This is a genomic window from Amycolatopsis sp. GA6-003, from assembly GCF_046267895.1.
GTDB lineage: Bacteria > Actinomycetota > Actinomycetes > Mycobacteriales > Pseudonocardiaceae > Amycolatopsis.
The window spans coordinates 2546375-2566571 of sequence record NZ_CP176499.1 but is presented as its reverse complement, the minus strand read 5'-3'; the positions used below and the strand labels follow the sequence as shown (position 1 = coordinate 2566571).

The 20197-nt window shown below is 70.5% G+C and carries 22 protein-coding genes; 10 read left to right on the top strand and 12 right to left on the bottom strand.

Annotation, left to right across the window (positions count from 1 at the left end; genetic code table 11):
* Positions 1 to 10 precede the first annotated feature (10 nt).
* Both F9C12_RS11040 and F9C12_RS11035 read left to right on the top strand, forming a co-directional pair.
* Positions 11 to 403: a DUF6221 family protein gene (locus F9C12_RS11040; RefSeq protein WP_037713305.1), complete on the top strand. Its 393-nt coding sequence runs from the start codon at positions 11 to 13 to the stop codon at positions 401 to 403.
* Between the two features lie 306 nt (positions 404 to 709).
* Positions 710 to 1705, top strand: coding sequence for an MsnO8 family LLM class oxidoreductase (locus F9C12_RS11035; protein WP_409465798.1), 996 nt, complete (start codon positions 710 to 712; stop codon positions 1703 to 1705).
* Here the strand turns inward: F9C12_RS11035 and F9C12_RS11030 are convergent.
* Together F9C12_RS11030 and F9C12_RS11025 are read right to left on the bottom strand one after the other, a co-directional pair.
* Positions 1702 to 2358, bottom strand: a complete 657-nt coding sequence (locus F9C12_RS11030) for a maleylpyruvate isomerase N-terminal domain-containing protein (protein WP_409465797.1) — start codon at positions 2356 to 2358, stop codon at positions 1702 to 1704. The genes F9C12_RS11035 and F9C12_RS11030 overlap by 4 nt on opposite strands.
* Before the next feature lie 41 nt (positions 2359 to 2399).
* Positions 2400 to 3992 (bottom strand): PucR family transcriptional regulator, encoded by a 1593-nt coding sequence (locus F9C12_RS11025; RefSeq protein ID WP_409465796.1) that lies wholly within the window; start codon positions 3990 to 3992, stop codon positions 2400 to 2402.
* A 117-nt stretch (positions 3993 to 4109) separates the two neighbouring features.
* On the opposite strand from F9C12_RS11025, the gene pruA reads away from it, so the two are divergent.
* Positions 4110 to 5738, top strand: a complete 1629-nt coding sequence (gene pruA / locus F9C12_RS11020) for an L-glutamate gamma-semialdehyde dehydrogenase (RefSeq protein ID WP_409181886.1) — start codon at positions 4110 to 4112, stop codon at positions 5736 to 5738.
* 15 nt (positions 5739 to 5753) lie between these two features.
* Positions 5754 to 6683 carry a proline dehydrogenase family protein gene (locus F9C12_RS11015; protein WP_409465795.1) on the top strand — a complete coding sequence of 310 codons (930 nt, stop codon included), beginning with the start codon at positions 5754 to 5756 and terminating at the stop codon, positions 6681 to 6683.
* Between the two features lie 80 nt (positions 6684 to 6763).
* Here the strand turns inward: F9C12_RS11015 and trxA are convergent, their stop codons facing one another.
* Complete coding sequence (trxA, locus tag F9C12_RS11010) at positions 6764 to 7135, bottom strand: thioredoxin (RefSeq protein ID WP_344267449.1); 372 nt, start codon at positions 7133 to 7135, stop codon at positions 6764 to 6766.
* 87 nt (positions 7136 to 7222) lie between these two features.
* Between trxA and F9C12_RS11005 the strand changes: the two genes are divergently transcribed.
* Entirely contained in the window at positions 7223 to 7462 is a 240-nt protein-coding gene (locus F9C12_RS11005; protein ID WP_409181884.1) for a DUF2630 family protein, read from the top strand.
* Positions 7463 to 7536: 74 nt separating this feature from the next.
* Positions 7537 to 8124 (top strand): TetR/AcrR family transcriptional regulator, encoded by a 588-nt coding sequence (locus F9C12_RS11000; protein WP_409465794.1) that lies wholly within the window; start codon positions 7537 to 7539, stop codon positions 8122 to 8124.
* Positions 8125 to 8445: 321 nt separating this feature from the next.
* On the opposite strand, the gene F9C12_RS10995 is transcribed toward F9C12_RS11000, so the two are convergent.
* The 7 genes from F9C12_RS10995 to F9C12_RS10965 form a co-directional block, all read right to left on the bottom strand.
* A complete protein-coding gene (locus F9C12_RS10995) occupies positions 8446 to 9945 on the bottom strand; it encodes an alpha/beta fold hydrolase (protein ID WP_409466991.1) in 1500 nt (499 codons plus the stop codon).
* 162 nt (positions 9946 to 10107) lie between these two features.
* Positions 10108 to 11181: an ATP-dependent DNA ligase gene (locus F9C12_RS10990; protein WP_409465793.1), complete on the bottom strand. Its 1074-nt coding sequence runs from the start codon at positions 11179 to 11181 to the stop codon at positions 10108 to 10110.
* A 26-nt stretch (positions 11182 to 11207) separates the two neighbouring features.
* Positions 11208 to 11807, bottom strand: a complete 600-nt coding sequence (gene amaP, locus F9C12_RS10985) for an alkaline shock response membrane anchor protein AmaP (RefSeq protein WP_409465792.1) — start codon at positions 11805 to 11807, stop codon at positions 11208 to 11210.
* Positions 11807 to 12340: a DUF6286 domain-containing protein gene (locus tag F9C12_RS10980; protein ID WP_409465791.1), complete on the bottom strand. Its 534-nt coding sequence runs from the start codon at positions 12338 to 12340 to the stop codon at positions 11807 to 11809. Before F9C12_RS10980 ends, amaP begins: the two co-directional genes overlap by 1 nt.
* Entirely contained in the window at positions 12340 to 12726 is a 387-nt protein-coding gene (locus F9C12_RS10975) for an Asp23/Gls24 family envelope stress response protein (RefSeq protein ID WP_409465790.1), read from the bottom strand. The genes F9C12_RS10980 and F9C12_RS10975 overlap by 1 nt, the downstream gene beginning before the upstream one ends.
* Positions 12723 to 12899, bottom strand: coding sequence for a hypothetical protein (locus tag F9C12_RS10970; RefSeq protein ID WP_009075692.1), 177 nt, complete (start codon positions 12897 to 12899; stop codon positions 12723 to 12725). The genes F9C12_RS10975 and F9C12_RS10970 overlap by 4 nt, the downstream gene beginning before the upstream one ends.
* 240 nt (positions 12900 to 13139) lie before the next feature.
* Positions 13140 to 13595, bottom strand: a complete 456-nt coding sequence (locus F9C12_RS10965) for an Asp23/Gls24 family envelope stress response protein (protein ID WP_409181878.1) — start codon at positions 13593 to 13595, stop codon at positions 13140 to 13142.
* A gap of 1050 nt (positions 13596 to 14645) precedes the next feature.
* Here F9C12_RS10965 and zapE point away from each other — a divergent pair.
* On the top strand, positions 14646 to 15689 hold the full coding sequence (gene zapE / locus F9C12_RS10960) for a cell division protein ZapE (RefSeq protein ID WP_409181877.1): 1044 nt from the start codon (positions 14646 to 14648) through the stop codon (positions 15687 to 15689).
* Here zapE and F9C12_RS10955 read toward each other — a convergent pair.
* Entirely contained in the window at positions 15631 to 16212 is a 582-nt protein-coding gene (locus F9C12_RS10955) for a hypothetical protein (protein ID WP_409465789.1), read from the bottom strand. The two genes, zapE and F9C12_RS10955, sit on opposite strands and share 59 nt — an antisense overlap.
* Positions 16213 to 16288: 76 nt before the next feature.
* On the opposite strand from F9C12_RS10955, the gene F9C12_RS10950 reads away from it, so the two are divergent.
* Positions 16289 to 17422, top strand: coding sequence for a serine hydrolase domain-containing protein (locus F9C12_RS10950; protein WP_409465788.1), 1134 nt, complete (start codon positions 16289 to 16291; stop codon positions 17420 to 17422).
* Between the two features lie 35 nt (positions 17423 to 17457).
* On the top strand, positions 17458 to 17808 hold the full coding sequence (locus F9C12_RS10945) for a hypothetical protein (RefSeq protein WP_409465787.1): 351 nt from the start codon (positions 17458 to 17460) through the stop codon (positions 17806 to 17808).
* Positions 17809 to 17921: 113 nt separating this feature from the next.
* Here F9C12_RS10945 and rocD read toward each other — a convergent pair whose 3' ends face one another.
* Positions 17922 to 19163 (bottom strand): ornithine--oxo-acid transaminase, encoded by a 1242-nt coding sequence (rocD, locus tag F9C12_RS10940; protein ID WP_409181873.1) that lies wholly within the window; start codon positions 19161 to 19163, stop codon positions 17922 to 17924.
* A gap of 171 nt (positions 19164 to 19334) precedes the next feature.
* Here rocD and F9C12_RS10935 point away from each other — a divergent pair, with 171 nt between their 5' ends.
* Positions 19335 to 20192 (top strand): PPK2 family polyphosphate kinase, encoded by an 858-nt coding sequence (locus F9C12_RS10935; RefSeq protein ID WP_409465786.1) that lies wholly within the window; start codon positions 19335 to 19337, stop codon positions 20190 to 20192.
* Positions 20193 to 20197: the final 5 nt, after the last annotated feature.

Sequence of the window (20197 nt, the reverse complement as noted above, 5' to 3'; positions counted from 1 at the left end):
GGGAGACGTCGTGGACGACCTGATCGCGTTCCTCGCCGCGCGCGTCGGACAGCGGCAGGCGCTGATCATGCAGGCGGTGCAGAAGGGCAAGGCCGGCGAGCCGCTCACCCGCGGCGAGGCCAAGGTCGGGCTGGAGGAGCGGGTCCGTTCCCTCGGCGACCTCGAGCTCGACGTGGTCAACCAGATGATCAACGAGATCGAGGCGACGCGGCGGATCATGCTCGCGCACCGGACTACGGTGTCGGAGAAGGTGCCTGGGTTTCCGTTGTACGGCAGCGAGTACTGGTGTGAGACCTGTCATGTGCCCGCCGACGAGGCTGGGTCGAATTGGTGTTTGACGTTGCGGTTGCTGGCGTTGCCGTATGCGGATCATCCGGATTACAGCGAGCGGTGGAGGCCCTGAGTCGGATCCGGGGCTGCTCATCGCCTGGCGGCGACATTGCAGAGGGCTCTTGCGTGGGCCCCCCGATTTTTAGTGTGGCTACGGCGCTGGGGTGCTTGTCAAGGCGGGAAAGATGCCTTGACAAGCACCCCAGCGCCGTGTTTTTGGCTGTGTATCGGGGTGGGGAGGGGTGTGGGTGCCTCGATGGTTGGGTGCATTGGCTGCGGGTGGGGCTAGCGCCCCGGGGTGGTGTGGTGGCGGGTGCTTCGTGAAGGCTGTCCTTGCGGACGTCTTGGCGGGAATTCGGGCTGGGCGGGTGGCGTTGGCGTGAGCGTGGACGTTCCGATTTCCGTGCTGGACCGGTCGCCTGTGCGGCGAGGGCGGGGGACCTCGCAGGCGATCCGGGACACCATCGCGTTCGCGCGGGACATTGAGGCGCTCGGCTACCACCGGTTTTGGGTTTCCGAGCATCACGGCGTGCCTGGGGTTGCCGGTTCCGCGCCTGCGGTGCTTGCGTCAGCCGTTGCGGCTGCGACTTCGCGGATCCGCGTGGGGTCCGGTGGCGTGATGTTGCCCAATCACCGGCCGCTTGTGGTTGCGGAGCAGTTCGGGATTCTGGAGTCGTTGTTCCCTGGGCGGATCGATCTCGGGATCGGGCGGTCGGTCGGGTTCATCGAGCCGGTTCGGCGGGCGCTCGGGCAGGGCAAGGACGCGGCCGACGGCTTCGACGGCCAAGTTCGCGAGCTTCTCGCCTTTTTCCGCGGCGAACACGACGGCATGCACGCGATTCCGGCCGAAGGGCTGACGGTGCCGGTGTTTCTCCTCGCGACCGGTGCGGGTGCGGATCTCGCCGCGGGGCTGGGGTTGCCGCTGGTGATCGCTCCGGCACATGGGCAGCGGGCGATGGTGGAGGCGATTTCCCGCTACCGCGAGAATTTCCGGTCCGATGTGGACGATCCCTATGTCGTTGTGTCGACAGCGGTCGCGGTGGCGGACACCGCGGAGGAAGCTCGGCGGCTGCTGGTTCCGGAGGCTTGGTCCACGGTGTACTCGCGCAGTCATGGAGTGTTCCCGCCGCTTTCGCCGGCGGACGAGATTGTGGCGTTGCCGATGACCGACCGGGAGCGTCGGCGTCTCGAGGACACGTTGGCCGGGCAGATCAGCGGCACTCCGGACGAGGTCGGCGCGCGCCTCGCGGACCTGGTCGCTTCGACCGGGGCGGACGAGTTGCTCGTCAGCACCAGTACCTACGACCCGGCCGCGCGTGTCGAATCGTTCGCCGCGCTTGCTGAGGTGGCCGCGGGCGAACGGCTTTCGGTCTAGCCCAAGACGATCGGCAGCTTCTCCGTCAGCGACCCCAGCGCTGCCTTTTCCTCGTCGGTCGCGGCGCGGCGGCCGGTCGCGATCAGGAGCGCGGACTCGTCGTCCAGCGACGACGGCAGCGGTGCGCCCAGTGCGGTCTCCACCGTCCGCCGGGTCGCTGCCAGGCAGTCCGCGTCTGGACCGTCCACTCCGGACAGATGCCGGACCAGGTCCAGGTGGTGCAGGGTGGCTTCCACGACGTAGGTCTCGAAATAGTCGGCGACCGTCAGCACGTAGTCGCGGGTCTCGACCTTCGCCGCCGGGTCCGCGAGCGCCGCGGCGCGTCCGGCTGCCTGGGCCAGGTCGTCGAAGTGGTGCGCGAGCCACTCGGTGGTGCCGTAGCTGACCGCCGCGCGGCGGGTGAACAGGCTTTCCGGCTCCAGGCCGGTCGGCAGGTCGGTGCTCAGTTCCCAATACTGGGCGGCGGTGTGCGTCGGCTCCTCTTCGGAGGGGGTCGCGAGCGTGATCAGGATGTCCTGCGCGTCGATGACCAGGTGGAACACCAGGTCCTGCACCAGCCAGCCGGTGCAGCCGGACGGGGCCAGCCACTGCCCGCCTTCAAGCGATTTCACGGCGTTCTGGAGTGCGTTCCACGAGCGGAAGAAGAGGTCCACGACGGCACTTTAGCGATCGCGAACCCCCGCGGCACCCGATTTTACAGCCGCAGCAACAACTCGGTGAGCAGCCGCTGCGCCGGATCGGTCAGGTCGATCCCGGAGACCTCGGAAGCCCGCCGCACCCGGTAGCGCACGGTGTTCGGGTGGATGTTCAGCGAGCGGGCGGCCGTGCGGACGTCGCCGAAAGCGTTCAGGTACGCCAGCACCGCGGGGATCAGAATTTCGCCGTGGTCGGCGTCGTGGGCACGCAGTTGTTCCAGTCGCGGATCGCGCAACCGGGGCTGATCTCCCAGGTAGGCCAACACTTCCGACAACAACACGTCGGCCCGGACGTCAGCCAGCGACGCGACGTCGGACGGCCAGTGCCCGCGCGTCATCGCCATCAATACCCGGTCCGCGTCGCCGCGCGACAACGCCGCGTCCGACAGTCTCGGCACGATCCCGCCGAGCGCGGCGCGGACCGGTGCGTCGAGGTGTTTCCGTGCCGCACCAACGATTTCCTTCGCCAACGCCAGCACTGCGGCATCCGAGTGTTCCGGCAGATCCGGCAGCAACGCGTACACCCGGCCGCCGAGCACGCTCACCAGCGCGGTCCGCCGATAGGCCGCTGTGTGCACAGCGATCAGGTGCACCAATTCGGCCCGTCGCAGCAACCTGTCCGAAGCAGCGGTCGACTGCTGCCGCGCGAGGGTGAACGCCAGAACCTGTGCTGGACGCGCCGGATCGGCACCGATGTCGTCCGCGACGGACTCGGCGTCGACGCGTCCTTCCAGCAATCCAGCCAGCAAGTCTTCGCGCAACCGGAGCTGTGGATCGGGCAGCGTTCGGGCGCGGATCAGTTGCGGGGCAAGCGTTCTGCTCGCGCCGAGCAGTGCCACCTCGGCTTGTTCGGTCAGCGGCTGCGCGCCTTCCTGCACCCAGATCGTGCCGAGCGGCTGCGATCCGGCATGGATCCCGGCGGCGATGCGGCGGCGAATCCCCAGCTCCGGGCGCTCGTCCACGCGCACGATTCCTTCCCCGGCGCGCAATCGCTGGTAGACGCCCCATTCGCGGAGGATGGCGAGGTACCGTTCCGGCCCTTCGCGGCCCAAGATCGACAACCGGCGCAGCTCGTCGACCTCGTCGCCTGCCCTCGAGTACGCCAGCACGCGGCTCGCGGTGTCCTCGATGCTGACCAGGCCGCCGGTGAGCGTCGCGACCGTCTGGGCCAGCGCGAACAGATCGCCGAGCACCTCGCCGGTTTCGGCTTCACCGCCCGCTCGGGCCGCGTCGACCACGCCGCGCGCCAGCGCCTCGACCTGCTCCCACCGCGCCTCCGCGCCGACGGTGAGCAGCGCGACGCCAGCGTCCGCCGCGACGTCCGTGCCGCCTTCGCCTTTGACCGCCACCGCAGCGGCCCCGGCGCGTCCGGCCGCCCGGATGGCCGCGGCCGCCGACCGGCCCCGCGCGCCGATCACCAGGACCAGGTCGCCGGGGTGCGTTTCGGGCGGGTCCTCCGGGTCGAGGATCACCACGTCCTGCACCGGAACGCCCAGTCCGCGCGGCGCGACGAGCACCCGCACGAGCGGTTCGCCGAGCGTCGCGAGCACGTGCCGCAGCGAGGCGCCGGCGAACGGTTCGGCGGCCGTCATGGGGTAGGCCGATCGGACAAGACCATATGGGCGATTCTAGCCGCTTGAACAAACCCCCGAACGCCGCGCAGCGTTATCTTTCGGGCAACCGACGAGTACGCCAACGAGGGAGCCGCCGTGGACGCCGTGACCCAGACCCCCGCCCCGAAGAACGAGCCGGTGCTGACGTACGCGCCGGGCAGCGCCGAGCGCGCCGAGCTGGAGGGTGCGCTGAAGAAACTGGGTCAGGCCGGTCCCGTCGACCTGACGGTCACCGTCGGCGGCGAGCAGCGCGCCGGCGGCGGCGAGAAGATCGACGTTGTCCAGCCGCACAACCACAGCCACGTCCTCGGCACCATCCAGAGCGCTACGCAGCAGGACGCGACCGACGCGATCGCCGCTGCCGCGAAGGCCGCTCCGGAGTGGCGCGCGCTGTCCTACGACGACCGCGCGGCGATCCTGCTGCGCGCCGCTGACCTGCTGACCGGCCCGTGGCGCGCGACGCTGAACGCGGCCACCATGCTCGGCCAGTCGAAGACCGCGACGCAGGCCGAGATCGACTCCGCGTGCGAGCTGGCCGACTTCTGGCGCTTCAACGTCGCGTTCGGCCGCAGCATCCTCGACCAGCAGCCGGTCAGCTCGCCGGGCGTGTGGAACCGGATGGAGCACCGTCCGCTCGAGGGCTTCGTGTACGCGATCACGCCCTTCAACTTCACCGCCATCGCCGGCAACCTGCCCACCGCGCCCGCGCTGATGGGCAACACCGTGCTGTGGAAGCCGTCGCCGACGCAGAGCTTCGCCGCGCACCTGACCATGCGGCTGCTCGAAGAGGCCGGCATGCCGCCGGGCGTCATCAACCTGCTGCCGGGCGACGGCAAGGCCGTCTCCGAGGTCGCGCTGACGCACCGCGACCTGGCGGGCATCCACTTCACCGGGTCCACCGCCACCTTCCAGCACCTGTGGGGCACTGTCGGCGCGAACATCGCCGGTTACCGCAGCTACCCGCGTCTCGTCGGCGAAACCGGCGGCAAGGACTTCGTGCTCGCGCACTCGTCGGCCGACATCGACGTGCTTCGCACCGCGCTTGTCCGTGGCGCGTTCGAGTACCAGGGCCAGAAGTGCTCCGCCGCTTCGCGTGCGTACGTGCCGCGCAGCGTCTGGGAGCAGCTGAAGGACGGCCTTGCTTCCGAGACCGCCGCCCTCAGCTACGGCGACGTCACCGACCTTTCGCACTTCGGTGGCGCAGTGATCGACCGTCGCGCCTTCGACAAGCACGCTGCCCTCTTCGAGCGCGTTAAGAACGACAGCGAGGTCGAAATCCTCGTTGGTGGCACTGCGGACGACAGCGTCGGCTACTTCGTGCAGCCGACCGTCCTGGTGTCCACGAACCCGAAGCACGAGATCTTCAGCACCGAGTACTTCGGCCCGATTCTGTCGGTGTACGTGTACGAAGACGCTGACTTCGACTCCGTGCTGCAGCTCGTTGACGAGACCGCTTCGTACGCCCTGACCGGCGCCGTCATCGCGAACGACCGCACGGCCGTCGCGAAGGCTTCGCAGGCGCTGCGGTTCGCCGCGGGCAACTTCTACGTCAACGACAAGCCGACCGGCGCGGTCGTCGGGCAGCAGCCGTTCGGCGGGGCGCGCGCCTCGGGCACGAACGACAAGGCCGGATCGGTCTTCAACCTGCTCCGCTGGACGAGCCCGCGCTCGATCAAGGAGACCTTCGTGCCGCCGACCTCCGTGCGCTACCCGCACCAGGGCTGAGAAGGAGACACCGTCATGCTGCGTGCCCCGTTGCTCGCCGCCGCTCGTTCGCAGCGGATGCGTGCGCTGATCGAAGCGGTACCGGTCACCCGGTCCGTAGTGCGCCGGTTCGTGTCCGGCTCGGCTACCGCCGACGCCGTGCGCGCCGCACGGGAACTGGCCGCCGACGGCCGGAAGATCACCATCGACCACCTCGGCGAAGACACCACCGACGCCGCACAGGCCACCGCCACCGTGCAGGCGTACGAGGAGTTGCTGACGGCGCTGTCCGAACAAGGCCTCGCCGCGGGCGCGGACGTTTCGGTGAAGCTGTCCGCGGTCGGGCAGTTCCTGCCGGGCGACGGCGAAGGCGTCGCGCTCGAAAACGCGCGGAAGATCTGCGCGGCGGCCGACGCGGTCGGCGCGACGGTGACGCTCGACATGGAGGACCACACCACCACGGACTCGACGCTCGGCATCCTCCGCGAGCTGCGCGCCGAGTACCCGTGGGTGGGCGCGGTGCTGCAGGCCTACCTGCGCCGCACCGAGCAGGACTGCCGCGAGCTGTCCGGTCCCGGATCGCGCGTGCGGCTGTGCAAGGGCGCGTACGCCGAGCCGGAGTCGGTGGCGTTCCAGGACAAGGCCGAGGTGGACAAGTCCTACGTGCGCTGCCTGCGCGTGCTGATGGCCGGGCAGGGCTACCCGATGGTGGCCTCGCACGACCCGCGGATGATCGCGATCGCCGGCAAGCTCGCCGCCGACGCGGGCCGCACGTCCGCCGACCACGAGTACCAGATGCTGTACGGCATCCGGCCCGAGGAGCAGAAGCGGCTCGCCGCCGAAGGCGAGACGATGCGCGTGTACGTACCCTGCGGAGACGAGTGGTACGGCTACTTCATGCGCCGGCTGGCCGAACGGCCGGCGAACCTCGCGTTCTTCCTGCGCGGGCTCGTCACCCGGTCCTGAACCATTGCGAAGGCCCGGCACCCGGTGGCGGGTGCCGGGCCTTCGCGGTTCCCCGGGTTAGTGCGCCTGTAGTGGCTTGCTCAGGCCTGCTCGGCTTCTTGCGCGGCGGCGGCCTTGCGCACCTCGTCCATGTCGACCTCGCGGGCCTGGCGGATGAGGTCTTCCAGCGCGGCTTCCGGAAGGGCGCCGGGCTGGGAGTAGATGAGGGTCTTGTCGCGGATCACGGCGAGCGTCGGGATCGAGCGGATGTTGAACGCCGCGGCGAGTTGCTGCTCGGCTTCGGTGTCCACCTTGGTGAAGGTGATGTCGCCGTGCTTTTCCGACGCCTTCTCGAACACCGGCGCGAACTGACGGCACGGGCCGCACCAGCTTGCCCAGAAGTCGATCAGCACGAACTCGTTGTCCGTCACCGTCTGGTCGAAATTGTCCGCGGTCAGTTCCACTGTGCTCATAGGCGGTCCAACGAACGGACCGGGTGGGGAATTCCCCGGGGCGGGGTAGCGTCCTGGGGAGTGTCCGACGCTTCCTTGGAGGTTGATGTGGCTGACGGGATCCTGGGGCGGATCGACGAGCTGATCGCGGAGGAGAAACAGCTGCGGGACCGGGCGATCGGGACCGGGCTGTCCTCGGACGACCGGGAGCGGCTGCGCCGGGCCGAAGAAGAGCTGGACCAGTGCTGGGACCTGCTGCGGCAGCGCCGGGCCCGGGTCGAGTTCGACGACGATCCGGACGAGGCGACGGTCCGGCCGGTGAGCGAGGTCGAGGGGTACCGGCAGTAGCCGCTCCCGGTTGGCAGAGGCTAACTGTTAGCTTTTGCCAACCGGTCGGATTTTGTGGCTGATAGCATCCGCGGATGACTGAGCCGTCCGGGCGGCGCGAGCGCAAGAAGGCCGCGACCCGCCGGAAGATCGCCGACACCGCGCTCCGGCTGTTCCTCGAGCGCGGGTACGACGAGGTGGGCATCCGGGACATCGCGGCCGAGGCCGACGTCGCGGTGACCACGGTCTTTTCGCACTTCGCCTCGAAGGAAGCGCTGGTCTTCGAGCAGGACTCGAACTTCGAGGAGAGGCTGCGAGCGGCGGTCGAGCGGCGAGTGTCGCCCGAGTCGCTGATCCCGGCGCTGCGGGAGGAAATCCAGGCGCTGGTGCGGCATTGCACCGCGGACAGCGTCGCGCCGGTCTGGCGGATGATCGACGGCTCGCCCGCGCTGCGGGAGTACGAGGAATCGATGCGCCTGCGGCACGCGGAATCGCTCGCGGCGGCGATGGCAGCCGATCCCGCGCTCGGGCGGACGCCGACCGCGTGCCGGGCCATCGCGCGGTTCGTGGTCGACGCCTATTCGGTGGCCCGCGAGGCGGCTGATCCGGAGGCCGCGGTGGACGAGGTTTTCCGGATGATCGAGGCGGCCTGGGCGGCTGCCAGTCCTGTCGTGTCGCGTTAGGACGATCTGTCGCGCGGTTCCGGCCGCGAGGGGCGGAATTCGGTGCGTCGCCGGGCTTTTCGGCACTCCTGGTGAGGATCTCGGTCTCGAACGGGGGACCGAATCGCACAGGGTCGAGTGATGCGTTCTCGAACAGGTGTTCGAGATACTGGGCAGGTGTTCGAAACGACTTCGGCGGGGCAGCCCCGGTCCCGCCACCTCAGACCTCAGCGGGGATTGCTCGGCCGGATCAGCGGGCTGGTGCGTGGCTGGCGGCGCTGCCTCGGCGAGATGGAACCGGTTGACCGAAGTGCTGCGGAAGCCGCACGGCGTCGCCGATCTCTAGGCGGGGCAGAGGGTGCCGTTGTCCGGGATCTTGCCGTCGATCAGGAAGGACTGCGCGGCGGCAGTGACGCAGGAGGACTGGCCGACCGCGCCGTGCGCGACGCCCTGCCAGGTGACAGTCACGGCGCTGGGCATCTGGTCCGCGGCCCGGGTGGTGCCGATCTGCGGCGTCACCGGGTCGGTGGCGGTAGCGGCCACCAGAATGGGCGGGGCTCCCGGCGCACCGCCGGGCGGCAGCGCTTCGCGGCGGACCGGCCAAGCGCCGCACCAGGCGAGTTCCTGGGCGATCGCCGCGCCGAACTGCGGGTACTTCGCGCGCATCCCGGCCGCGGCGCGGTCCAGCTGATCGGCGGGCAGCCGGGTCGTCGAGTCGTTGCACCGGGTCGCGATGGTGCCGCCGATGCGCGACGTGCGGCTGCGGACGTCCGCGACGATCGGATTCGCGAAGCCGGCCAGTGCGGTGATGTCGCCGTTCTTCGCGGCGTTCAGCGCGTCGGCGAGGGCCGGCCAGGCCGAACGGTCGGCGAGTCCTTGGTACACCGCGTAGGTCGCCACGCCCGGGCTCATCGTCACGCCGTCGTCAGTGTCCACAGGGGACGTGCGGAGGCGGTCGGTCACCGTCTTCAGCGCGACCTTCGCATCGCCCATCGGGCAGTTGCGGGCGGCGCAGTCCGCGGAGAAGGCGTCGAACGTCGCCTGTGCGCCAGCGGCCACCGCGTCGAGCACGGCAGCCCGGTCGGAGCCCGGGTCCGGGATGCCGTCCAGCACCATGCGGCCGACCTGCGCCGGATAACGCACCGCGTACTCCGAAAGCACCTTCGAACCGTCACCGCGGCCGAGCGCGTTCAGCCGGTCCAGGCCGAGTTGCTTCCGCAGCTGGTCGAGGTCCCCGGCGGTGCGCCAGCTGTCCAGCGCGGTCTGCGCGGTGTCGAGGTCGAGCGCGCACTGCTGACCGGCCCGGCGAGCCGCGTCGAGCACCTCGCCGAGGCCGCCGTCGGCCGGGTCCGCGCCCAGCAGGTCCGAACGCACCTCCAGCGGCACGCACTGCACGCCGCCGGACAGTCCGGTGCCGCGCCGGTCCACGCCGATCAGCGAGAACTTCTTGAGGAAGTCGGGCGGAAGCTGGGTCGCCAGGCGCGCGGCGAACAGCGAGCCCGGCTCGCCGCCGACGTCGTTGACCACCACGAGCGGGATCGGTCCGTCGCCCGCCTTGAGCACGAGGATGCGGGCGAGCAGATGCTGGGAGTCCTCGGGCGCGTCGAGCGGGGAAGTCATGCGCGCACAGCTGACGTGCAGCGAATCGGGCAGCGCAGGCGCGGTCATCCGCTGCCGGGTGTCCGCGTCGCAGTTGGCCCACCGCAGACTGGGCTTCTTGGGCTCGGCCAGCGGCGGCAACGGCACCGCGGCAGTGCTCGGGGGCGGAGCGGCGGTCGTGCGCCCGTCGTTGTCGATCACCGCCGGGCGCACGGAGGGCCCGGTGGTGCACCCGGCCAGCATGAGCACTCCCAGCGTCGCCGCCGCCAGCCGGGCGCGCGTACGGGAACGGCTGGGGGAACGGCGGTGCACGGGCTGGTCCTCACGTCTGCTCGGCGGAACTCTCCGACGAGCTTGGCACGCCTGGTGTGGGAAGCCAGTGAGCGGGTCCTGCGGCGTGTCCGGTCAGCGGGTGCGCACGACCTCGCCCCGGAAGACCGCCGACAGGTCGTAGCGCGCCGGTTCGTCCAGCTGTGCGTAGCCGCACGACGACGGCTCCCGGTCCGGCCGCCAGCGCGCGAACTGGGCGGTGTGCCGGAAGCGCGACGGATAGCCGCCCTCCGTGTGCTCGTACGAGACCTCCACCACGCGCTCCAGCCGCAGCGGCACCCACGGCTGTTCCTTCGACCGCCAGCGCGTGATGCCGCCCGGGATGCGCTGCCCCTCGCGGACCGCGTCGCCCAGCCACGGGTGCCCTTCTCCGTCCGTGATCAACGGGGCCAGCTCCTGCGCCAGCTCGCGGCGGCGCGCCACCGGGAACGAACCGACCACGCCGACGTGGTGCAGCAGCCCGTTCTCGTCGTACAGGCCCAGCAGGAACGAGCCGACCGCCTCGCCCGGTTCGCCGTCCACGTGCCAGCGCAGCCCCGCCAGCACGCAGTCCGCGGTGCGGGAATGCTTGTACTTGAACAAAACCCGCTTGCCCGGCGAGTACGGCTCGTCGAGCGGCTTGCCGATCACGCCGTCCAGTCCGGCTCCCTCGAACAGCTCGAACCAGTGCCGCGCGGTGCCCGGATCGGTCGTCGCCGGCGTCAGCGCGATGCCCGGAAGGGACTCGAGCCGTTCGCGGCGCGCCGACGTCGGCTCGTCCACGAACGACTCGTCGCCCAGCGCGAGCACGTCGAAAGCCACGAACTGCGCGGGCGACTGCTCGGCGAGCAGCTGGACGCGGCTGTCGGCCGGGTGGATGCGCTCGGTCAGCGCGTCGAAATCGAGCTTGCCGTCGCGGGCCACCACCAGTTCGCCGTCGAGCACGACGCGTTCGGGCAAGGACTCCCGCAGCGCGGCGAGGACTTCCGGGAAATACCGGTTCAGCGGCTTCTCCGCGCGCGACTGCAGGGTGATCTCGTCGCCGTCGCGGAAAACCAGGCAGCGGAACCCGTCCCACTTCGGCTCGAACAGCAGGCCGCCGGAATCGGGAATGGCTTTGGCCGGCTTCGCCAGCATGGGCTTGATCGGTGCCTGCACAGGGAGGGCCATGCGGGCATTCTGGGCGAAACGCGGGATCAGCGCACGCGTGCCGGGCCGGTCGTGTCGAGTTCGAGCCGCACCGCGGTCGGCAGCGTCTCGACGCCGAGCGACTCCCTGGCCCGGGTCAGCACGTACGCGTCGAGGTCTTCCCACACCCGCCGGACTTCGGTGCCCTCGGCCAGCCAGAGCGTGATCCGCAACGCCGGTTCGGCCGCGGTGCCCACCGACCGGACGCGAGCCCGGGCAACCCCGTCGACGTTTTCCGCGTCCGTTTGCACCGCACCGGCCAACGCGCCGGCCGTGACGGTCAGCTCCGCGCCGGTCGTCTCGTCGAGCTTCAGGTCCGGCCGGCGTTCCGGGCGCAGCGAACGGAAAAACCACCACAGTCCGAACAGGAGCAGCAGCACCCCGAGCACGAGCGCACCGATCCGCGCGTACAGCGCGTGGTCGCGGAGCCAGCCGACCGCGATCGGGTCGAGCAGCGGCCGGTGCCCGCGGAACTGTCCGAGCCAGCCCATGCCGACCACCAGTGCTCCGGCGCCGGCCAGAACTCCGAGCACGCCGACCAAGGAGGTCAGCGTGCGCTCGGCACCGTACGAACGGCCTTGCGCGCGACGCGCCGCGGAAGCGCTCATCACCGGTCCTTCGGAGAGTCGACGACCACAGAAACCTTCGGGCGACGCTGCAACGGGAGGTCGTCCAGCACGCGAGAGACGGTCTCCAGCAGCCGTGGCCGGAGCTGTTCCTCGGTTTCCAGCCGGCTTGTCGCGCGCACGCGCACCCGGCGAGAGCTGGCTGTCACGGACGCGCCGCGCACGTTGTCCTCCGCGCGCACCGCCAGTCCGACCATCCGCGCGAGCGCTCGCGGCGAGGTGTTCACCGTGATGCCGTCGGCGGGATCGGTCATCCGCACCGCGCGGTCTCCCGCACCGAGCGCCAGCAAGAGGAGCACCAGCCCGGCGAGCAGGAGGATTCCCGCTGCGATCCGCACCGGCGTGCTGGTCCAGTCCAGGTCGGCGATCGCGGTCTTCCACCGCCGCCACGGCACGAGCAGCGGTTCCTTTCCGGGCTGCCACCAAGCCCAGCCGACCTCGAGCGCCAGCAGCGCGCCGCCGGCCGCGACGGCCAGGCCGAGCAGCGTGGAAAGAAGACGGACGAGGATGCGCATCATCGCACCCTCGGCGGCACGTCCGGCAGCAACGCGGTGACCGTCACCGCGACCGAACGCACGTGATAGGAGGTGATGCGTTCGACCTCTTCGACGACCTTCTCGCGCACCTGCCCGGTCACTTCCCGCACCGGAGCCGGATAGCGCAACGCGAGGTCGAGGGACAGTTCGACGTCGTTGTCCGAGCCGCCGACCTTCGCCGACGCGCCGGACATCCCGGTGCTGACGCCCGCGACGCGGCGTTCGGTGCGCATCGTCCCGGGAACCTGGTCAGCGGCGTGCTGCGCGACTTTGCGCACCACGGCGTGCGCGATGGTGAGCGAACCGCGCTCGGCGGGCTCCGGAAGGTCGGTGCGGGACAGCCCTGCCTCGACCGTCCGGGTCACTTGTCCCGGCCCTTCCCGAACAGGTCGCCGAGGTCGAGTTCGCCGTCGAGGACCCGGCCGACCACGAGCCCGATGATGCCGACCGCGAAGGTCACCAGGAAAGCGGTGAACCCCTGAGTGGCGGCCAGGCCGAGAATCAGCCCGGCGAGGATCCCGGTCTGCGTAGCGTTCAACGTGCGCCCTCCTGGGATTGCGTGCTGCGGCGGTTGAGGTGCTGCCTGATCTGAGGTGCCGCGGTGTTCAGTGCGGCGGTTTGCGTGGCGAGTGGTCGTGGCGGACGCGGTGTTTCGGACCTGCTGCCGCTACGCCCTTCCGCAGCACGTCCGGCCCGACTGGCGGCGGTGCGCCTGGGGCCGGAAGCGGCCTGGTCGAAGTGCGGCGCCAGGTCGCGCCGTCGCGGCCGAGTCACCTGGTCACTCGACCCGGCTCGACTCGGGCTCGTCTTCCTCGCCGGGCAGGTGGACGTCGTTGACCGCGATGTTGACCTCGATCACCTCGAGCCCGGTGATCTGCTCGACCGAGGTGATGACGTTGCGCCGCACGTCACGGGCGACCTCCGCGATGCGCGCGCCGTACTCGACGACGACGTCGAGGTCGATCGCGGCCTGCTTCTCGCCGACCTCGACCGCGACGCCTGCGGTGGAGGTCGAGCCGGAGCCGGGGATCCGGTCCCGGATCGCCCCGATCGCCCGCGACACCCCGCCGCCGAGCGCGTGCACGCCCGCGACCTCGCGCGCCGACAGCACCGCGATCTTCTGCACGACCAGCGACGAGATCGTGGTGCGCCCGGCGGTGTCCGTCTGCTCGGCCGCCGCCAGCGCGGCGGACGGGACAGCGGCAGGCACATCGGGCCGGTTCGCGCTCGGCATGGTTCCTCGCTCCCTGTATCCGGACATGGCGCGTCCAGTGTCGCCGCGAGCGGCCCGCGGCGCCGGAGACGTGCCCTCCCGAAGGACCTCCCGACCGGGCGAAAACTCACGCGGCATCCCTCGAACGGGTGAGTCGGCAAGCGTCGGCGAATCGACGAAGGGGCCTCCGGACAGCGGTCGTGGCTCGCCTGGCGCGCCAGGTTCATCGCAGACACCGCGCAACAGGGAGGGATGGACTGCGGCGCTGAGGAGACACCGGGCGACGACCCGCGCGGGGCGAGCCACCGCTGGCGCACATTGCCTTGGCGGTGGGCGAAGGAGGGGGCGTCGCGGCCACTTGCCACCGAGCTGGCGGGCGGCGGGTCGACAGTGCACCGCGCCGGAGTCTCCGCGACAGCGTGGCGACTTGATCGGCGGTCGGCGGTCCTGAGCCGCCGCGTGGTGGCTGCCTGGCCGGGCGGGCGGGAAGGAGTGGGTGCCGCGACCACTCGCCAGCGAGTCTGCGGACGGGGTTAGTCGACGGTGCACCGCGTCGGAGGCCCGTGACAGCGCGGTGACTCGACCGGCGGTCGGTGGCCTGAGCCGCCGCGTGATGGTTGCCCGGCGGGCGGAGACTGTTGCTGCTCCGCGCTGATGGATGGCGGGTGGGCCGATGCTCCGCGCGACGATGGGCGGCTGCGTGGAGGGAGTGTTGTTGCTTCCCAGGTTGATGGAGGCTGCCTGGCGGGAGTGCCGGTTCTCCGCGCGCCGACGATCGGCCCCGTTCGGCCGGTCCGAGGTTCGTACTGGAGCAATGGCGTCAACGGCGCAGCGCGAACGAGCCCGGCGGCACCGGGCCACCCACCACCCGCTCAGGCCGGGGCTGGTGACCTGGCTCGATCCATCGTCGCGGCGCCGACCAGTGCCGTGGGTCGGTGACAGTCGCCACACGGGCCTGGCTTCGCGTGTCCATTCCCCGGCGGAAGACGGCTCCGACCGGGGGATTTGCCGTTCTCTGCCACGCTGAGGCGCGCCGCGAGGGCCGGGGTCGTGCGGATAGGCTCTTCGACCATGCCCGCAGCTGCGCTGACCGACCGGTTTCCCGAGCTAGGGGCCGACGAGCTGATCGCGTCCCTCGTGCCGCCGCCGCGGTTCGGCGAGGCTCGGTTTTCCACTTACCTTCCCAATCCGGACGAGCCCAGCCAGGCGGCCGCGGTCGAGGCGTGTTCGGCGTTCGCTTCTCGGGTCGGGGCGGCCAAGGCCAAGAAGTCCCGGCTGCGGTCGCTGCTGGGCGGCGGCGCGGCGATTCCGGACGGGCCGATGGGGCTTTACCTCGACGGCGGCTTCGGCGTCGGCAAGACCCACCTGCTCGCCTCGACCTGGCACGAGACTCCGGGGCCCAAGGCGTACGGGACGTTCGTCGAGCTGACGCACCTCGTCGGCGCGCTGGGGTTCGCCAACGCGGTCACGCGGCTGTCGGAGCACCGGCTGCTGGCGATCGACGAGTTCGAGCTCGACGATCCCGGCGACACGACGCTGGTCAGCCGGTTGCTGCAGGAACTCACCGACGCGGGCGTCTACGTCGCGGCGACCTCCAACACGCTGCCGGACAAGCTCGGGGAGGGACGGTTCGCGGCGGAGGACTTCCTGCGCGAGATCCAGGCGTTGTCGCGGCGGTTCGGCGTCGTCCGCGTCGACGGGCCGGACTACCGGCACCGCGGGCTGCCGGACGCGCCGCCGCCGGTCGGCGACGACGAGATCGACGCTTCCGCGGCCGCGCACGAAGGGTCCACTGTGGACGAATTCGGCGCGTTGACGAAGCATCTCGAGCGGCTGCATCCCTCGCGGTACGGGAAGCTGCTCGACGGGGTTCGGCGGGTGCACCTCAAGCACGTGGCGCCGGTGCCGGACCAGATGGTCGGGCTTCGGCTGGTCGCGCTGGCGGACCGGCTGTACGACCGGGCGATTCCGGTGGTCGTGTCCGGCGTGCCGCTGCCCGAGCTGTTCGGCGAGGAGATGCTGAACGGCGGCTACCGCAAGAAGTACCTGCGCGCGATCAGCCGGTTGACGGCTCTCGCGCGCGACGCGGTGACAGCGCCGCCCGCATCGCGGTGACCACGGCGGGGGCGAAGCAGACGCCGCCGGCGATGTCCGTGAGGTAGTGGTAGCCGAGGCCGATCATGCCCACGGCCGCGCAGCAAACCAGCACCGCGCCCACCACGACGGCGACAGCTTTGCACCGCACTAGCAGCACCACGACGGTGAGCACGGCTACCAGGCTGACGGTGTGGCCGCTCGGGTAGACGAGCGTGCCGCCTTTCCAGCGGTCGAACGCGGGTTTCAGCGCCCAGCTGTTCAGTGCGATGGCGACGAACGGACCGGCTACGGCGAGCAACGCGTCGAGCCGGGCGCGCCGGTAAAGGCAGATTCCGGCGATGAGGACGACGGCCGGGATGTGCACGTACGGCTCGGTCGGCAGCACCAGTGTGGTGAGCAGGCCTGGGCTCAGCGTCGAGGCAGACCTCTCGGCCCATTGGTCCACCGAGCCGGGGGCATAGCGCGCGACGAGCAACCCCAGCACAAGCGTGGCGAGTGCGCAGAGCGCGGCGAAGAGGGCGAGAGTCCGCCTGGCGGTCACGGAGCGAAGCCTAGTCACATTCGGGACGGCGCGCGGGTCCTCCTTTCGACACAGACGATCGGAGGGACGAGAACTCATGGGGGACATCGAGATCCACGGGACTGTCGAACAAGGCTTCGAGACGGTCCGCGAGGAGTTCGCTGCGGCGGCCGAGGCGGGCGCGGGCGTGCAGTTGGCGGTCCGCGTGCACGGGCGGCTGGTGGTCGATCTTTGGGCAGGAGACGTCACCGGCGAGACGTTGACCGGCGTCTATTCCTCGACCAAGGGGGCGACTGCGCTGGTGGTCGCGTTGCTGGTGCAGGACGGCGTTCTGGAGTTGGACGAGCCGGTCGCGCGCCGCTGGCCGGAGTTCGCCGCCGCGGGCAAGGGCGGGATCACGGTTCGCGACGTGCTGAGCCACCGTTCCGGCCTGATCGGGGCGGACGGCGGGCTGTCCGCGGAGGAACTCGCGGACGACCGGGCGATCGCGCGGCGCCTGGCGGGGCAGCGGACGTTCTGGCGGCCGGGATCTGCTTACGGCTACAGCGGATTCGCCGGGTTCTCGGTGGTCGCCGAGGTGGTCCGGCGGGTCACCGGGCGTTCGGTGCAGGAGCACTTCGAGACGCGGATCAGGGAACCGTACGGCCTGGACCTGTATCTGGGGTTGCCCGAGGAGGAAGAACACCGGTACCGCGAAGTGCTGGCGGGCGAGGCGAGCGCGGAGGAACTCGCGGCGTTCCAGGCGTATGTGCCGAGCCCGTACAGCTTGGGCGGCATTGGCTACGGGCTCGATTCGACGCCGCCGCTCGACCAGGTGGCGTTCGTCAACACCCGGCGGGTGCGGGCGCTCGGGCAGGTCTCCGCGGGCGGGGTCGGCAGCGCACGCGGGCTGGCTGGACTGTACGCGGCTGCGGTGTCCGGTTTGGACGGACGGCCGCCGCTGCTCGACGCGGGCACGCTCGGCGAGTTCGCCATGCTCCATTCGACCGGCCGCGACCTGGTGACCGGCGACGCGGGCCAGTACGCGCTCGGGTTTCAGGCGAAGGGGTTGCGTTATCCGTTCCTCAGCGCGAAGGCATTCGGGCACAACGGTTCCGCGGGGTCTGAGTCCTTCGTGGACCCGCACAGCGGCGTCGCGTTCGGGTACACGCGGCGGCAGTTCTCCGCGACCTGGTCCTACCCGGAACACGACCGGCTGGCCGCAGCGGTCCACTCGGCGGTCAGCCGGTGAAAGCCTGCTGGCCGCGGTGATGCGATGCTGGCCCCATGTCGTTGTTCTCGCGCCGCCCGGCCGAAGCCCCGTCCGGCCCGTTCCGCTTCCGGATCTCCGAGATCTACCAGATCCCGACGCGCGGAGTCGTGGTCACCGGCACGGTCACCGACGGCACCGTCCAGGTCGGCGCGCACGCCGTGGTGCAGCTGCCCGGCGGTGCCCGCCAGGTCGTGGTGACGAGGATCGAAACGGCGCGCCGCAAGCGACAGTCCGCGGAAGCCGGTGCTCAGGCCGGGCTGTACCTCTCCGGCCTCAGCACCGACGACATCCCGACCGTGCCGGGCGGCGACGGGCACCTGCAGGACAACACCGCGCTGAATGGCGTCGAGGTGACGTCGGCCTGAACGGACGCTCCGGGTGAGCTTCCCGCTGGGGTCTTCACCCGGAGCGCGACATGTGCTCAACCCACCAGAACCGCGGCGGTCCATCCTAGTGCTGCCCGCGATTCTCGCGAAGGTCAACGAGCGCGTACGACCTGGGCGATCGCGTCGATTCCGCGGTCCAGTTCGGCTTCGGTGATCACCAGCGGCGGCGCCACGCGCAACGTGCGGTCGTGCGTTTCCTTGCACAGCACGCCCAATCCGGCCAGCGCCTCCGACGCTTCCCGTCCCGTCGGACCGCCCGGGGCGATGTCGACGCCCGCCCACAGGCCGCGTCCGCGGACCTCCGAGACGCCGTCGCCGACCAGCTTCGCCAGCCGTTCGTGCAGGTGTGCGCCGAGTTCGGTGGAGCGCTTCTGGTACTCGCCGGTCTGCAGCATCCGCACCACGGCACGGCCAACCGCGCACGCCAGCGGGTTGCCGCCGAAGGTCGAGCCGTGTTCGCCCGGCTTCAGTACGCCCAGTACGTCGCGGCTGCCGACCACCGCGGACACCGGGACGATGCCGCCGCCGAGGGCCTTGCCGAGCGTGTACAGGTCAGCGCGGACGCCTTCGTGCTCCAGCGCCAGCACAGTGCCCGTACGCGCGAGCCCGGACTGGATTTCGTCGGCGATCATCAGCACGTTGTTTTCGTCGCACAGCCGTCGCACCGCGGCGAAGAACCCCGCGGGCGGCACGACGACGCCTGCCTCGCCCTGGATCGGCTCCATCAGCACAGCCGCGGTGCGCGGCGTGATGGCCGCCTTCAGCGCTTCCGCGTCGCCGTAAGGCACCTGGACGAAGCCCGGCGTGAAGGGGCCGTAGTCGGCGCGCGCGGTTTCGTCGTCGGAAAACGAGACGATGGTCGTCGTGCGGCCGTGGAAGTTCGACGCCGCGACCACGATTTCCGCCGTGCCCGCCGGAACGCCCTTCACCTGGTACGCCCACTTGCGCGCGACCTTCACCGCGGACTCCACGGCCTCGGCCCCGGAGTTCATCGGCAGCACCATTTCGGTGCCGGTCAGCTCGGCCAGTTCGCGGCAGAACAGGCCCAGCTGGTCGTGGTGGAACGCGCGCGAAGTGAGCGTGACGCGGCCCAGCTGCTCGGTCGCGGCGGCGATCAGCTCGGGGTTGCGGTGGCCGAAGTTGAGCGCGGAGTAGCCGGACAGGAAGTCCAGATAGGACTTGCCGGCCACGTCGGTCACCGAAGCGCCCTCGGCTTCGGCGATCACGACCGGCAGCGGATGGTAGTTGTGCGTGCTCCATTGCTCGTCGAGCGCGATGAAGCCGTCGGTGGAGGTGGGACGCGCGGTGCCGGCAGGCTGGACGGACGCTGTCATGCGTTCAGGCTAGAGGCCGTTCGCGGGGAGTTCAGCCGGGAAACGTTGCTTTCCCCCGTCGTTCGTTGCGCAATCGAGGGGGTGGACCGGCGATTCGCTGCGTCGCTCGACCGGAGGACACCCGGTCGTCCGATGCGCGGGATCGGCCGCCGGTCCGGTTATCGTCCCGGGATGGCGAAGAAGCAGCAGAACGGAAACCGGGTCCGCGACGCGCTCCGGGCGCGCGACGAGCTGCCGGACCCGGCTTCGTCGCCGGTGGGGCCGGAGAAGAAGGCGAAGGGCGGCAAGAAACTGGAGTCCGCCGGGGAACGGCTCGCTGGGTTGCAGGAAGCGCTGTATGCGGAGGGCATCGGCGGCGGCACCCGCAGCGTGCTGTTGGTGTTGCAGGGCATGGACACCTCCGGCAAGGGCGGCACCGTCGGCCATGTGCTGGGGCTGGTGAACCCGATGGGCGTGCAGTACGCCGGGTTCAAGAAGCCGACCGCCGCCGAACTCAAGCACGACTTCCTGTGGCGCATCCGCAAGAAGCTCCCGTCGCCGGGCCACCTCGGAGTGTTCGACCGCTCGCACTACGAGGACGTGCTGGTGCCGCGCGTGCTCGGCCAGCTCTCCGCGGCGGAGCGACGCAAGCGCTACACGCAGATCAACGCGTTCGAGAAGGAGCTGACCGACAACGGCACCGCCGTGGTCAAGGTGTTCCTGCACATCTCTCCGGAGGAACAGCTCCGCCGGCTCACCGCGCGACTCGACCGGCCGGAGAAGCGGTGGAAGTTCGACCCGTCGGACATCGACGCGCGGCGGCAGTGGCCCGCGTACCAGAAGGCGTACGCCGACGTTTTGAAGCGTACCTCGACCGAGCACGCTCCGTGGTACGTGGTGCCCGCCGATCGCAAGTGGTATCGCAATTGGGCCGTCGCTGAGCTGCTCGTGGAGACACTGGCCGAGATGGACCCGAAGTTCCCGGAGCCGACCTACGACGTCGCCGAGCAGCGGGCCGCGCTGCAGGCTGTTGGCGTGCCCGGCCGATGATCTGA